8 protein-coding genes and 1 pseudogene are annotated in these 14,849 nt (G+C 66.8%); 6 read left to right on the top strand and 3 right to left on the bottom strand.

Features of this window, described 5'->3' with window-relative positions; genetic code table 11:
* Positions 1-200: 200 nt before the first annotated feature.
* Positions 201-606, top strand: a pseudogene (locus ACFX59_RS06325) (transposase); the annotation flags it as partial.
* Between the two features lie 180 nt (positions 607-786).
* Here the strand turns inward: ACFX59_RS06325 and ACFX59_RS06320 are convergent.
* From ACFX59_RS06320 to ACFX59_RS06310, 3 genes are all read right to left on the bottom strand, one after another.
* Complete coding sequence (locus tag ACFX59_RS06320; protein WP_387430697.1) at positions 787-1,947, bottom strand: serine hydrolase domain-containing protein; 1,161 nt, start codon at positions 1,945-1,947, stop codon at positions 787-789.
* A complete protein-coding gene (locus ACFX59_RS06315; protein WP_387430695.1) occupies positions 1,944-4,211 on the bottom strand; it encodes a penicillin acylase family protein in 2,268 nt (755 codons plus the stop codon). The genes ACFX59_RS06320 and ACFX59_RS06315 overlap by 4 nt, the downstream gene beginning before the upstream one ends.
* A gap of 150 nt (positions 4,212-4,361) precedes the next feature.
* Complete coding sequence (locus ACFX59_RS06310) at positions 4,362-7,295, bottom strand: TonB-dependent receptor plug domain-containing protein (protein ID WP_387430693.1); 2,934 nt, start codon at positions 7,293-7,295, stop codon at positions 4,362-4,364.
* A gap of 293 nt (positions 7,296-7,588) precedes the next feature.
* On the opposite strand from ACFX59_RS06310, the gene ACFX59_RS06305 reads away from it, so the two are divergent.
* The 5 genes from ACFX59_RS06305 to ACFX59_RS06285 all read left to right on the top strand — a co-directional run bounded on the left by ACFX59_RS06305 (position 7,589) and on the right by ACFX59_RS06285 (position 14,841).
* A complete protein-coding gene (locus ACFX59_RS06305; protein ID WP_387430691.1) occupies positions 7,589-9,925 on the top strand; it encodes a penicillin acylase family protein in 2,337 nt (778 codons plus the stop codon).
* Positions 9,922-11,508 carry an amidohydrolase family protein gene (locus tag ACFX59_RS06300; protein ID WP_387430689.1) on the top strand — a complete coding sequence of 529 codons (1,587 nt, stop codon included), beginning with the start codon at positions 9,922-9,924 and terminating at the stop codon, positions 11,506-11,508. Before ACFX59_RS06305 ends, ACFX59_RS06300 begins: the two co-directional genes overlap by 4 nt.
* Positions 11,509-11,579: 71 nt before the next feature.
* Positions 11,580-12,626 carry an N-acetyltransferase DgcN gene (gene dgcN / locus ACFX59_RS06295; protein ID WP_387430687.1) on the top strand — a complete coding sequence of 349 codons (1,047 nt, stop codon included), beginning with the start codon at positions 11,580-11,582 and terminating at the stop codon, positions 12,624-12,626.
* Complete coding sequence (gene dgcA / locus ACFX59_RS06290; protein WP_387430685.1) at positions 12,584-13,582, top strand: N-acetyl-D-Glu racemase DgcA; 999 nt, start codon at positions 12,584-12,586, stop codon at positions 13,580-13,582. The genes dgcN and dgcA overlap by 43 nt, the downstream gene beginning before the upstream one ends.
* A complete protein-coding gene (locus ACFX59_RS06285) occupies positions 13,573-14,841 on the top strand; it encodes a dicarboxylate/amino acid:cation symporter (RefSeq protein WP_387430683.1) in 1,269 nt (422 codons plus the stop codon). The genes dgcA and ACFX59_RS06285 overlap by 10 nt, the downstream gene beginning before the upstream one ends.
* Positions 14,842-14,849 lie beyond the last annotated feature (8 nt).

Here is a 14,849-nt window from a genome sequence, read left to right as displayed (position 1 = left end):
AGAATGCATGATGGGACGGGTTTGTCACGGGAATGACGCTTTAATTCATCCCACCCGAGAAGCGGTGCGGCAGGTCAAGATCGGCCCGCGACGCTGAGCCGAGAGGTATGGGTCAACGCTTTGACATGCCGTTAGTTTTTCAGCCCGATCTGAGCAAGACTTTGCCAGTCCTTTGAAGTCTGCGGCCAAGGACCTGGGACCTGAAGAAGTCGCGGTACACGGAAGAGCAGATCACTTTTGCGCTGAACCGGGCGGAGACCAGCACGCCGGTGATCAAGGTCATCCGCCCGATGGGGATTTCCGAGCAGACATTCTATCGCTGGAAAAAGGGGTACGGCGGGCTCGAGGCTGGTGGGTTGCGACGCGTGAGGTAACGCGAGGAGGAGAACCGGACGCTGAAACAGCCGTCGCGGACCTGAGTTTCGACAGGCATATCTCGCAGAATGTTCTGACAACAAAGCTCTGATGGCCGGACGGGCGCGGGACCGTCTCGCATGTTCGGGCGTCCCACGGCGGCAGCCGCGCATCCTGCCGAGCAGGGAGGGATGGGGCGCGAACCACGAACGTGCTTACCCGCTGTATCGGAAAGGCGGCCAAAATTTTCGCCGAATAAACGCCGGATGTTCCCCCTCAGACTGGATGAGACACCGAGGGAACCTCATGCCTCGGGGGCCTCCCTCTGAAAGGCATATTGGCCGGGGAGGTTCGCAACGTCGCCCGCTTCCGATGATCTCAGCAAATGCGATCGCACATGTCGCACATCATGCGCTGAGCGATCGTCCGGGATCAACCGTCGTGGCGCTGTGGGGCCAGTCCATCGATCGCCGCCAGGATAGCGGTGTGGATCGCGATCCGCGCTTCGCCGATGCGCTTGTTGTCGCGGGTGGGGTTCACGCGATTGGTCAACAGAATGATGAAGGCATCGCGCTTGCGGTCGATATAGATGGACGTGCCGGTAAAGCCGGTATGGATCAGCGCGTCGGATAAGGCGCGCGGCCCGGCAAAGCTACCGGAGGCATCGGGCATGTCCCATCCCAAAGCGCGCGAAGTGCCCTGCGGTTCGGCCTGGCGAGTGGTGAAGGCGGCGATGGTGGACGGCTTCAACAGGCCCTTGCCGTTACGAAGATAGAGTTCCGCCAGCTTTGCGAGGTCCCGCGCGGTGGAGAACAGCCCAGCATGCCCGGAGACCCCGTCCAGCACATAGGCATTTTCGTCATGCACCTCGCCCCGGATCAATCGGTGCCGGAATATCTTGTCCTGCTCGGTGGGCACGATCCTGGCTAGGTTGCGAGAGGAAGGGTTGAAGCCGGTATCCTTCATCCCCAGCGGTCCGAACACAGTGTCGTGCAGGAAGCGGTCGAGCGGCTTGCCCGATAGGCGCGCGACGATCTCGCCCATCAGGATCATGTTCTCGTCGCGATACTGATAGTGCGAACCGGGCGTCCATGCCACCGGCATATGATCGATCAGGGCGAGCAGCTCCTGCCGGTTGCGGCTATGCTGCCAGAGAAGATCGGTGGTGAACAAGCCCGAGCTGTGACCCAGCAGGTGACGCACAGAAATCCGCTCATGCCCGGGCGTACCGGCGAAGGTCGGCAGATAGTCGATCACCGGCCGGTCGAGGTCCAGCAGCCCCCGGTCATAGAGCAACTCGGCCGCGGTCGTCGTGCCGACGACCTTGGTCAGCGAGGCGAGATCGAAGATCGCGTTGCGGGGCATGGGCGGCGCATCGGGCGCGGACGACATCCGCCCGAAGTTGCGCAGCGCCACCAGCCGACCATGGAGACCGATCGCGACGACCGCGCCTGGAAAGGCCTTGCCGACCCAGGATTGGATTTCATCAAAGGCTCCGGTGAAGCGTGGCGCCCGTGCCTCGGCGACGATAGCCGGGACGAATATTGCCCCCACGGTCATCCCCTGCACGAAGCGCCGCCGGTCGATCGTCATGGGTGAAGCTCCGTCACATGGCGAATATGTGCGTCGACCGCCTTCCTGCCAAATGGAAAGGGGCGTGCGCGACCGGCCACCCACGTCGCATAGCCGTCGCGGTAATGCGGTGAGCGCGGATCGATCGACTGGCCGGGCAGGGTCAGGATACAGCTCCGATCCCAATCGCCGACATCGCAGACCATCAGGACGCTCGCGCCGTGGCTGACGTGATAGTCGCGGGTGCCGACATAGCCGCGCGCCATCACGGTGAAGGTGTCGCCCCCTGACCGGCCGCCCTCGATGACGGGTAGCGCGGCGTCGATCGCGGGCAAGCCGGACAGGGGATGGCGAAGGACGACGCGGTGAATGTCACCCCAACGCCAAGCGGCCGGATGGGCGCCCAGCGCCTCCGCCGCCGTCTCCCAAGCCCGGCCGAGCGCCTTCGCCAGCAGAGCGTCGCGCGCCGCCTCAGGGTCGGGGCCGAGGCGCGTATCGGGATGAGTCAGCAGCGCGAGCATGGGTCGCGGATCGATCGATGTCACCAACTCGCGCGCCCTGTCGGGCACGATCGCGGCGAGGCAGGCTTTGCCGAGTTCGATCCACAGCATTTCGAACAAAGCGGCGGCGGCGCTGTCCGCACCCAGCCGGGCATCCCAGTCGCAGAGCATGGCTGCCGCCCGCGCCGCCATGCCGTCGAGCGCCTTCGGCAGCAACGGCAGAAGGGCCTGCGCGGGCAGCGAGAGATCGTCATGCTGTAACGCCACGCTATCGGCGACGGAATGACAGTCGGCGTCACCGAGCACCTGCGCGATCCGGTCGTAGCGATAAGGCGCGTTCCAGGTGAAGCTCGTCATTCCCTTGGTCGACGACCATTCCGGTGGAAGATTGAACTGGTTGGCCGACGCGAACCAGCCCTGCGCCGGATTGAGAAGCGTCGGCATCTGCTCGGCGGGAAGAATACCCTGCCAGTCATGGCGTCCGTCGCCCGGCACCGGCAGCAGGCCGTCAGCTTGGTTACGGATCGGAACATGGCCCAGTAACCGCCAGCCCGTGTTGCCGTCGATATCGGCATAATGGAAGTTGGTCGGCGCCACGTGCAGCCGGGCGGCCTCGGCGATTTCGTCCCAGTTTCCTGCCAGGTTGAGCGCGATGATGGCAAAGGTCATGTTGGCACCGGGAAGCAGCGAGGCCGACGCCATGGCCGTGGCACGCAGGCGGGATGGATCGTGGAGCAGCACCGGCCCGTGTTCGGCATGGCGGAGCGTCACCACCACGTCATCGGCGTCCTTCACTCGGATCGCTTCGGTCGCCCTTGCGAACCGCTTCCACTGGCCCCGATGGCGATAGCATTCGGGATCGTCCGGGCTCAGCTCCAGGACGTACAGATCCTCCTGATCGATATGCGAATTGGTCCGCCCAAACGCATAATGGCCGGTATGGCCCTGCATGATGCCGGGCATGCCGGGGCTCCCCGCGCCGATCACGTCGAAACCCGGGGCGGTGAGATGGGCAAGATGACGTGGGGAAAAGCCTCCGATACCGAGATGCGGATCATTGGCCAGGATCGGGCGACCGGTGGCCGACCGCGCAGACGAGATTGTCCAAGCACTGCTGCCATGCGCGTCGCGGTCGAGGCGGTCCTCGACTGGGTCGTAACCGGCAGGCAAGGTGCCGCTCCGGGGCAGCGGCCCTTCGGTCTCGCCCAAGATACCCAGATCGGCCTGAGAGACGGCTGCCAGATCGAGCCCCTCGGGTAGCTGGGGCGTGCGGTCCCCGGCCAGCGGTGCGACCAGCGTGTCGAGGTCTAGCAGGCCAAGCGTTGCGAGCCGGGCCCGCCGGATTTCGTCGGTAACGCTGCCTATGTCGCCACGGCGGACGCGGACCAGGTCGGCAATGTCCCACCGCAGTGGTTGCAGCTTCAGCACGTCATATTCCGGCGGCAATAGAGAGGGATCGCGCTCCAGCTCGGCAATGCGGGCGTTGATCCCGTCGACATAAGCGCGGGCGCAAGCGACAACTTCCGGCGGAAGCCCCGCCAGTTCGCTCTCGACGTCGCCGCGATAGAGGAGCAGGCGCGCGGCATGGTCATGGGGCACGAACCGCCCGCCGAACGCCTCCGCCAGCCGTCCCAGATCGCGCCGCAGCTGGAGATCGATCTGGAACAGCCGGTCGCGGGCGACGACATAGCCCTGACCGAAATAAGCATCGGGGATCGAGGAGGCGCGAATATGCGGCACGCCCCATTCGTCGTCGGCGATGGTTACGGATGCCCGCAGCGGCACGGCTTGCCTCCTTTCCTGGATTGGGCAGGGTCGCTTCGTGCCGTCGTCGCGCCGCCCACCCTGCCGGCCTGATGGCGGCGCCGGACAGGAGGGGGGCGGCGGGGACGGATCACGGCGGTCCCGCCGCCGTGAACGCCCCGCTGCGGCGGCTCAGCGGGTCTGGAACCGGATGCCGAACCGGAAAGCGCGGCCGAGCAGGTCTGAATAGGTGCTGTTCGCCGCAAGCCCGGTTTCCGGCAACAGGATGGGATCGCGATCCAGCAGGTTCGTGATGTTCAGGAACAGCTCGGCGCGACCGCCGCTATGCGTCTTGATCTTGGCGGTCAGGTTCAGGTCGAGATACATCGCGCCCGAGATGGAATTGTCGTCGATCGTCGGGAATTGCGAAACGGTCGCGGCGGGGCGCCCGGTCGGGCAGTTGCCATTGCAGACTATGTAGTTGTTGCCATAGGTCCCGCTGCTCACCCCGCGCGCCGTGCCGGTGACCGAGAAGCCGTCATCGTCATAGGCCAGGTTGAAGCGATAGATCCATTTGGGCGGACTGGTGCCGTTCAGTTGGCCGACGATGTCGACCGGCACCACGTTCGGCACGCCGCTGTCGGTGATGTTGTGGATATATCGCGTCGCCAGCCCGTGAAGCGTCACCGCGCCGGGGGCTTGACGGACGAGGTCGCTCAGCGGCACGCGGTAGTTGGCGTCGAAGTCGATGCCACGCACCCATTGTCGCGCGAAGTTGAACGGGCTGGCCCGGAAGAACAACTCCCGGTCGCCCGAGGGATCGGGGCCATAGGCGGCACAGAAGTCCTTGCGCCCCTCATAGCAGCGATTGATGATGTCCTGTGCGAAGAATTGCCCGATCGCGTCTCTCAGCTTGATGTCGAAGCCGTCGACCGAGGCCGAGAAGCCGGGAAGGAAGCGGGGCTGGAGCACGACGCCGATCGAGATCGAATCGGCCTTTTCGGGGCGCAGATTGGGGTTGCCCGTCGTGATTTCGCGGAAGGTGACGGTGGTTCGCCCGGTCGCGGGATCGGTCAGCGTATTGGTCCGCGACGTGCCCGATGCGAACAGTTCGCTGAGATTGGGGGCCCGGATGTCGCGTGAACGGGTGGCGCGGAAGCGGATGTCCGGGATGGGCTGCCACGTCGCGCCGAGCTTCCAGGTGGTGACGTAACCCGAGGTGGAATAGTCGGTCCCGCGAACCGCGCCGTTGAACTCCAGGCCGAGGCCCAGCGGGACCACCGTTTCGAGATAGGCTTCCTTGACGTGATAGCTGCCGAAGGTGGGCAGGAAATTGCCCACGGACCAGCCGGTCTGATATTGGCTGGGCACGAAGCCGGATACCGACTCCCGGCGATATTCGCCGCCTACCGCGACGCTGACGTCGCCCGCCCAGGTTGCGAACGGGGTCATCGACAGATTGGCACCGGCGACGGTCTGTTTCAGTTTCTGGTCGCGATAGGGATCGCCCAGGACATAGTCGATCGCGGCCGGATTCGCGACGCCGATGCCCAGCCGGTTGAGCGGCACGCAGCCATTGGTCGGCGCGGTCAGCGAGGATCGGCATACGATCGTGCCCGCTGCCACACCCAGCGCATTGCCCGCCGGTGCGGCGACCGCGTCGGTCGCTGCGGCCATGTTGGCGGTGTTCATGATGTCGCGCAGCTGTTCATGCGCATTCGTTTCGCCATATTGGCCGTAGATGTTCCAGAAGGCCGTGTGGCCGAATGCCTGAAACTCACCCTCGCCGCCGATCGCGTAACGCTGAACGTCGCGGCTGCTGTTGTTCTTCCGGTAGGGGAGGTCGACGGCGGTGCTGCCGACCGTCACCGAGGTGACGGCGGACCGCTCCGCCGGGGTGATGAGCCCGGCGGACACCGCATTGGCCAGGGCGGCCTGCAGATAGGGATTGGCCGCCGTGAGGGTGATGCCGGTCGTCGATTGCGGCCCGGCGTTGAACAGCGTCTTTTGCCAGTTGTACGATGCCTCGGCGAACAGCGTCACGCCATTGGCGACTTCGTAGCTCAACCGGCCGAATGCGCCCCGGCGGTCGTCGTCCGCATCCAGGCCGATATTGCGGCCCTGATCGTTGACGCGCCAGTCCCCGCCCTGGGTCAGCGAAGGGGCGGTGGCTCCGCCCGGTGCCGGGAAGCTGAGCGCGCCATATTGATACTGGCTCGCTGCGCCGCCTTGCCCGAAATAGAGGCCGCGTAGCCGGTTCGCCACGCCGCCGCTGGAATTCAGGATGATGCCACCGGGGGTCGTGTTGGAAACGCCGACCGGCTGGCGGATCAGATATTGCGGCTGGCCATTGGTGTTGGTGTAATTGGGATTGGTGATCCGGACCACGCCGCGCGCGTTCCATGCGCGGTCGACCCGGAAGATGCCGTCGCGATGCGCCCATTCGCCGCTCAGCAGCAGATGACCGCGATCATCGCGGCCAAAGGGCGTCCCGACGGCGGCGCTGAATGAGTAATTAGCACCATCGCCCCGTTCGGTGATCCCGCTGTCGGCCAGGATCTTGATGCCCTGATATTTCTTGTCGAGCACGAAGTTGACGACCCCGGCGACCGCGTCCGATCCATAGGCCGCCGATGCGCCACCCGTGACGATCTCGACACTCTTTACCAAGGCCTGGGGGAAGGTGTTGACGTCGACCAGACCGGTAACGCTGGACGACACCGTCCGCCGCCCATCGAGCAGCACCAGCGTGCGGATCTCGCCCAGTCCGCGCAGGTTGAGCGCGTTGATGCCTGCCAGGCCCGAACTGATCGCCAGCCGCGAATTGGAGGGGCGGGTGGAACCTGCCAGCGCGGGCAACTGGTTGACGAAATCGGCAATGTTGTTCGTCGGTGAAGTGTTGAGGATATCCTCTTGCGTTGCCACGGTCAGCGGCGTCGGCGATTGGAAACCGTTGCGGATGATCCGCGTGCCGGTGACGGTGATGTCGTCCGGGTCGATTTGCGTCCCGTTGATGTCAGGCGGGGACGGCGTCGTCTGGGCAAAGGCGGGGAAGGCAAGCGCCATCGACAAGGCTGTCAGGCCCGTACCGGCGCTCATCAGACGGCGCCGAGATCCGTCGGTCATATGCAATCCCCCTATTCACGATCTTTGGAGCGTGATCTCCCTGCGGCCGGTCATGATCTTTTCGCTGATCCGTGCTTCCGGAATGGTGCAGGCGAGACGCGACCCAGGTCAAGGGTCGTCCGACTACCGATCGTTGGGTGGGCCATAGCCTTGGATTATGGCGGCATTGCACGCGCGTCGGGCCGCCCTATGGTCTGGAACCGGCCGTCCTGTCGACAGGGGGCATCACCGAGTTTGCGGGGGTGCGCCACGGGATGATCCGACACACCGCATGGTTCGAGAAGGGGGAAGCCATGGTCTCTCGCCGTACATTCCTGCTCGGCGCCACCGCGTTAGGTGCGCTTGCGCCCTGGCGAGGGATCGCCCGGCCGGTCGGCTCGACCGCCTATGCGACGGTCCCCGGCCTGTCGCGACCGATCGAGATCGTGGACGATGGCTGGGGCATCCCGCATATCCGCGCGCAGACCAAGGCGGACGCCTTTTTCGGTCAGGGCTATGTCGTTGCGCGTGACCGGCTGTTCCAGATCGACTTCGCCCATCGCCGGGAAATGGGGCGGATGGCCGAGGCGTTCGGCGCGGCGTTCGCGACGTATGACGCCAAGGCGCAGCTGTTCCATTATCGCGGCGATCTCGATGCGGAGCTGGCCCGCATCCCGTCGCCGGTCCTGGACTGCGTGCGGGGCTATGTCGCGGGGATCAATGCCCGGATCGCCGAAGTGGAGCGCGATCCGACATTGCTGCCGCTGGAATATCGCATTCTGGGCGTGATGCCGATGCGTTGGGAATTGCGCGATCTGGTGGTGGCGCGGGGCGGCTCGGTCGGCAATGTCGATGACGAGATTCGCCGCGCCATGCTGGCGGCAATGGGGCAGCTCGACCTCGACCGGCTGGTGGCCCCGCTGCGCCCCGCGATCGCGATGACCGTGCCGGAGGGACTGGACCCGGCACAGGTCAGCGAGGCGGACATGGGGGTGTTGCAACTTGGGCCGCTGCCGTTCGGACGAGAGACGCCGACCCGAGAGCGGGACGAGATGTTGAGCGCCACCAATGCCGGGTCGAACGCCTGGACGGTGGCGGGAAGCCGTACCGCAACGGGGCGTCCGATCCTGGCCAATGACCCGCATCTGGGCATTGGCGGGTTCGGGCCGCGCCACGTCGCCCATCTCACCGCGCCCGGCCTGGACGTAATCGGCGGCGGGGCGCCGGGGCTGGCGGGCATCATGCAGGGCCATACCGACCGCTTCGCCTTCGGTCGCACGAATTTCCATATCGACCAGCAAGACCTGTTCGTGCTGGAGCTCCATCCGGACGATCCGGAGCGTTACCGCCATGACGGCGGCTGGAAGCGGTTCGAGCGGGAGGTGATCGACATTCCCGTGAAGGACGCGCCGCCGCACCGGGCGGTGCTCCGTTACGCGGTGCAGGGGCCGGTGGTGTCGCACGATCCGGCCCGTTCGCGCGCGACTGCGATCGCCTCGGTCGGAATGCAGCCGGGCGGATCGGGTGCGTTTTCGATGGTGGCCATCAACCTGGCGGAGGACTGGGCGGGGTTGCGCGAGGCGTTCAAGCTGCACCCGTCGCCCACCAATTTCCATTATGCCGATGTGCGCGGGCATCATGCGTGGCAGGCCATCGGCTTTTGGCCGAAGCGCAAGCGCGGCAATGGCCTGCTGCCGGTGCCGGGCGATGGCCAATACGACTGGGTGGGGATGCGCGATTTCCGCGCCTTGCCCGGTGTGTTCGATCCCGCTGCGGGCTGGTTCGCCTCCGCAAACCAGAACAACTTGCCGCCAGGCTGGCCGATCGAAAGGAGTCCGGCCTTCTCGTTCCGCGATCCCGCACGCTATGATCGCATTGCCGACATACTGTCGAAGCAGACCCGGCACAGCCTGGCCGACAGCGTGGCGCTGCAGCATGACACATCGTCGTCGCTCGCCCGGCGCTTCCAGGCGATGTTACCGCGCCAGCCTTCGCCCGGAGCGGCGGCGGCGGTCGCGATGCTGGCGCGCTGGGATACGCGGATCGACGGTGCGAGCGGGGCGGCGGCACTGTACGAGATCGTGCTGCGCGCGCTGAATGTGCGGATGCTGGGCGCGCTGGTCCCAGAAAACGCGCGCAGCCTGATTTCCGCGATCGAGCCGCCCGAACTACTGCGTGTGGCCGCTGGCCGGCCCGACCTAATTGAAGAGTCGCTCGCCGTCGGCTGGACGGAAGCGGGCAAGCTGCTGGGGCCCGATCCCAAGGCTTGGCGGTGGGATATGCTGCATCGGGTCCGGATCACGCATCCGCTTGCGCGGCTTCCGGCGATCGCGGCGGCCTTCCCCGCGATCGAGGTGGGCGGCTCCGGCGGCGATGGCTTTACGGTGATGGCCCGCTGGCTGGGAAACGGACCGGACTGGCGGGTCGGCGGCGGCGCGAGCTATCTCGAGGTGATCGATGTCGGTGACTGGGATCGTTCGCTGATGCTCAACCTGCCGGGCCAGTCGAACGATCCGCGCTCCCCGCACCGGCAGGATCAGGGGGGCCCGTGGAGTGCGGGCCAGATGCTGCCCATGCCGTTCAGCCGCGCCGCGGTCGACGCGGTCGCCACGACCGTCACCCACCTGCAACCCGAGAGGAGCCCGAGATGAAGCGTCTTGTCCTGACCGCCCTGGTCTGGTGCGTCGCCACGGCGTCGAATACGCCGCGCGTCGATGTCGTGATCCGGGGCGGCACCATCTATACGGGGGCCGAGACGCCGCCCTTTGTCGGCGATGTCGAGTTGGCGGGCGATCGCATCGTCTATGTCGGCCGCGCCCGCGGCACGGCGGCGGTTGACGAGATCGATGCGCGGGGGCTGATCGTCGCGCCCGGCCTGATCGATGCGCATACTCATCCGGACAGCTATATTCGCTCGGCCGATGCCAAGGCGCGGCTCAATCTTCCCTGGCTGGCGCAAGGCGTCTCGACCGTGGTGATCGGCGTCGACGGCTATGGTACGTTCGAGGTGGCCAAGGATGCGCGCGCGCTGGAGGCCAGCGGGATCGGCACCAATGTCGTGCCTTTCGTCGGCTTCGGGGCGATCCGCGAGCGCGTGCTGGGACAGGATGCCCGCGCGCCCACGGCCGCCGAACTGGCGGAAGAGAAGCGCCTTGCAGCCCGTGCGATGTGCGAGGGCGCCTATGGCCTGTCCACCGGCTTGTTCTATCCGCCGCAAAGCTTTGCCAAGACGGCCGAGGTGGCGGCGGTCGCTCGTGAAGCGGGCAAGCGCGGTGGTATGTACGACACGCACCAGCGCGACGAGGCGCATTATTCGATCGGCCTTCTTGCCTCGACCCGCGAGGCGATCGAGATCGGGCGCATCGCTGGCACGCCGGTCCATTTCGCTCATCTAAAGGCACTGGGCGTCGATGTGCAGGGCCAGGCGCCCGCTCTGATCGCCACGATCGAGGCGGCGCGCAGCAAGGGCCAGGCCGTCACCGCGGACCAATATCCCTGGCTGGCCTCGGGGTCGAGCGTCGATGCCGCGCTGGTGCCCGGCTGGGCGATGGATGGCGGCTATCCCAAGCTGCTCGCCCGGTTCGACGATCCCGCGACGCTCGCGCGGTTGAAGATCGAGATGGCGGAGAATCTGCGTCGGCGGGGCGGGGCGGATTCGCTGTTGCTGACCGCGCAGGGCCAGCCCTGGAGCGGCAAGACGCTGGCCGCGATGGCGACGCAATGGGGGCTCTCGCCGATCGACGCGGCGATCCGCATCCTGCGCACGCCCAATGCCACGGGCACCGGCCCGGCGGGCAGCAGCGTGGCGAGCTTCAACATGGCCGATCGTGACGTCGACCTGATCATGAAGCAGCCCTGGGTGGTGACGTCATCGGACGGATCGGACGGCCATCCCCGCCAATATGCGACCTTCCCCCAGCTTTATCGCACCTATGTCGTCGCGCGGAAGGTGATCACCCTGCCACAGTTCATCCGCCGGTCGACCGGCGCGACGGCCGACATGTACCGCATCGCGCAGCGCGGTTATCTGCGGCGAGGTTATTTTGCCGATGTCGTGGTGCTCGATCCCAAAACCTATGCGCCCCGCGCCGATTATATGCATCCGCGCGTGCCTGGCGTCGGCGTTACCGCGCTGTTCGTCAACGGGCGAAGGGCGGTGTCGGATGGGGCGGCGACCGGCGTGGCGGCGGGACGAGCGCTGCTGCGGGCCCGGCCCGGCGGCTGCGGCCAATAGCCGCACGTTATAGGCGGCACTGCGAGCGCGATTGGCGGCACCTAGGACGTTGCTCCTATCATGTTCGCATCATGACCATTCCCGCCCCCTACCTCCTCTATCTCGGCCATTCCGATGACGAGATCGGCCTCAAGACATCGCGCGGTCTGGCCGCCTTCCGCAGCGAAGACTGTGTGGGCGAATGGCGGCACGACGATTGCCCGTTCACGCTTGGCCTGCCCCGGATGGATGCCGCTGCGGCACGCGCCGCCGGGGCCAGGACGCTGGTGCTGGGCATCGCCAATCCGGGGGGGCGTTTCCCCGATTGGATGATAGGCGACGCACTGTCAGCGATCCGCGCCGGGCTCAACATCGCCTGCGGGCTTCATCAGCGGCTGCGCGACGTGCCCGTGCTGGTCGCGGCGGCAGCGGAGGCGGGCGTTACCCTGTTCGACGTACGCGACGCGCCCGAGACACTGCCGGTCGGCAATGGACGTAGGCGTACGGGCAACCGGCTGCTGACCGTCGGCACGGATTGTTCGGTCGGCAAGATGTATGCCACGCTCTGCCTGCGCGATGCGCTGCGTGCACGGGGTGTCGTGGCTGATTTCCGCGCGACCGGCCAGACGGGCATCCTGATCGCAGGGAAGGGCGTGCCGCTCGACGCGGTGGTCGCCGATTTCATCGCGGGCGCGATCGAGACGCTGGCCCCGGCCCGCACGGATCAGGGCTGGGATCTGATCGAGGGGCAGGGGTCGCTGTTCCACCCCGCCTTTGCGGGGGTTTCGACGGGCCTTCTCCATGGCGCACAGCCGACCGCGCTGGTGATCTGCCACGATCCGCTGCGCCCGCATATGCGCGGCCTGCCGCATTTCCCGATGCCGGGGCTGGCCGAGTGCCTGGATGCCAATCTGCGCGTTGCCCGGCTGACCAGCCCGGACGTTCGCGCAGTCGGCGTGGCGCTGAACACCGTCAAGCTCGACGAAGCGGCCGCTCAGCGTCTGTGTTCCGAGACCGAGGATGCGCTGGGCCTGCCCTGCACCGATCCCTATCGCTTCGGTGCCGAGGCGATCGTCGACCTCCTGCTGGAAACGTCATGCGCCGCATCCTCGCCGTTCGTCACGACCCTTTCCCGCTAAGGGCGCCGTTCCGCATCGCGCGCGGGGTGAAGACGGCCGCCGATGTGGTGACGGTGACGATCCGCGAGGGCGACGCGCAAGGATGGGGTGAGGGCGTGCCCTATCCCCGTTATGGCGAGACGATCGAGGCGGCGATCTCGGCCATCGAAGCGGTCCGCGACCTGATCGAGGGCGGCGCGACGCGAGCGGACATCGCCCGGGCGATGCCAGCGGGGGCCGCCCGCAACGCGGTGGATTGCGCGCTCTGGGACCTGGAGGCGCGACTGGCCGGAACCAGCGTCGCGGCGCTCGCGGGTCTCCCGCCGGTGGCGGCGCTCGCCTCGGCGATCACCATCGGTATCGACACGCCGCAGGCCATGGCGGAGGTCGCCCGAACGGTGGCGCGGGTGCCGCTTCTCAAGATCAAGGTGGATCGCGAGGGCGCGGCCGAACAAATCGCGGCGGTCCGTGCCGTCGCGCTTACGCCCCGGCTGATCGTCGACCCGAATGAAAGTTGGCGGGTGGCCGACATCGCCGATCGGTTGCCGATGCTGCTCGCCCAGCGCGTCGACCTGCTGGAACAGCCGGTGCCTGTCGGAGAGGATGAGGGGCTGGCCGAGCTGGCAGGGACGATCCCGATTTGCGCCGACGAGGCATTACACACCCGCGCCGATCTCGATCGGCTGGCCGGGCGCTACAGCCATGTCAACGTCAAGCTCGACAAGACCGGCGGCTTGACCGAAGCATTGGCGCTGGCGGCAGAGGCCAGGGAGCGGGGGTTCGGCGTGATGGTGGGGTGCATGGTGTGTTCATCGTTGGGGATCGCGCCCGCGATGCTGGTGGCGGGCCATGCGGACTTCGTTGATCTGGACGGTCCGCTGTGGCTGGCGGCCGATCGTCCCGGCGGCGCGCGGGATGACTGCGGCATTCTGACGGCGCCGGCGCCCGGCTTCTGGGGAGCGCCGGCTTGCGCCTGATCCGGGGGTGGTTCGGCATCCCGCTGTGGCAGCGGGTGATCGGCGGGTTGCTGCTGGGCGTCGCGCTCGGTCTGTTCTGGCCCGAAGGGGCCGGGGCGATCCGATTGGTCGGTGAGCTATTCGTCCGCCTCATCAAGATGCTGGTGGTGCCGGTGGTGCTGGTCACCATCGCAGGCGGGATAGCGACGCTGGGCGATCCCCGGCGGCTGGGGTCGATCGGGCTGCGTACGGTGGGACTATTCGCGGCGACCACGCTGGTGGCGGTATCGATCGGCATGGCGATGGGTCTCATCCTGCGGCCCGGCGCGGCGATGCAGCTGGCGGACGTCGTTCCCCATCCGCTCGGGGCGCCGGTGACGCCGGCTGACCAACTGCTGTCGATCGTGCCGATCAACATCGTCGAGGCATTGGGGCGCGGCGACATGCTGGCGATCATCTTTGTCGCCGTGCTGCTCGGCACCGGCAGCGTGATGGCGGGCGAGGCGGGGCGGCCGGTCGTTGCGCTGCTCCAGGGGCTGTCGGCGGTACTGCTGCATATCGTCCGCGTGGTCATGGAGGTGACGCCATTCGGCGTGCTTGCGCTGATCGCCCAGGCGGTGGCGGTGAACGGCGCGGCGCTGTTCGTCCATGTCGGCTGGCTCGCGCTGGCGGTCATAATCGCGTCGCTGGTGCAGATGCTGGTCGTTCATGCCGCACTGGTCGGGCTCGTCGCACAGTTGCCGGTGGTGCGATTCTTCCGGGGGATCGTCGATGCACTGATCGTCGCCTTTTCGACCGCCTCGTCCTCGGCGACGCTGCCCGTCGCGCTACGGGTAGCGCAGGACAATCTGGGTGTGTCGCGCAGCGTCGCCTCGACGGTGCTGCCGCTGGGCGCATCGATCGGCAAGGACGGCACGGCCATGTATGTCGGGCTGCTCGGCCAGTTCGCGTTGCAGGCGTTGGGGATCGTCCCGGACGCGACCATGCTCGTCGTCATGCTGGTGACCGGCGCGCTGGCGGCCTTCGGTACGGCACCCGTCCCTTCGGCTTCGCTGTTCATGCTGGCGGCGATGCTGTCGGCGGTGGGCGTGGGGGCGGAGCAGACCGCCCTCGTCGTAGGCCTCGTCCTGCCGTTCGACCGACTGCTCGACATGACGCGTACCGTGCCATCCGCCTCGGCCAATCTGGCGGTGGCCACGCTGGTCGCGCGCGCCGAGGGGGAACTGGACGCGGCGCGTTTTCGCGGGTCGATGGTGGAACAGGCACAGGACAGGGCCTAGGCTGCATC

The organism is Sphingomonas sp. NCPPB 2930, from assembly GCF_042867205.1.
GTDB lineage: Bacteria > Pseudomonadota > Alphaproteobacteria > Sphingomonadales > Sphingomonadaceae > Sphingomonas.
This window is presented reverse-complemented; position numbering and strand designations above follow the sequence as displayed.